Origin of the sequence: Roseivivax isoporae LMG 25204, from assembly GCF_000521865.1 — a bacterium.
Taxonomy (GTDB): domain Bacteria; phylum Pseudomonadota; class Alphaproteobacteria; order Rhodobacterales; family Rhodobacteraceae; genus Roseivivax; species Roseivivax isoporae.
Genome location: NZ_JAME01000192.1, coordinates 1 through 344, shown reverse-complemented (window position 1 = coordinate 344; position 344 = coordinate 1). Strand labels below are relative to the sequence as shown.

General features: G+C 66.3%; 1 protein-coding gene. It reads left to right on the top strand.

Features of this window, described 5'->3' with window-relative positions:
* On the top strand, positions 1-344 hold a 344-nt coding region (locus RISW2_RS23300), incomplete at both ends, for an ABC transporter permease family protein (protein ID WP_043776121.1).

Below are 344 nucleotides of genomic sequence, written 5' to 3'. Positions count from 1 at the left end.
GCGCTCGAGGCGCTGACCCTGCCCGAGGCCCGGTCGGCAATACGGCTGACGCTCATCGTGGCGGCAATCACGGTGCCGCTCAACGCGGTGTTCGGAATCGCGGCCGCATGGGCCATCGCCAAGTTCGATTTCCGCGGCAAGGCGTTCCTGATCACCCTGATCGACCTGCCGTTCTCGGTCTCGCCTGTCGTCGCGGGCCTGTCGCTGGTGCTGCTCGCCGGGGCAAATTCGGGGCTCGGGGCCTGGCTCGTGGCGAACGACATGAAGATCATCTTCGCCTTCCCCGGGATCGTGCTCGCCACGATGTTCGTGACCTTTCCCTTCGTCGCGCGCGAACTGATCCC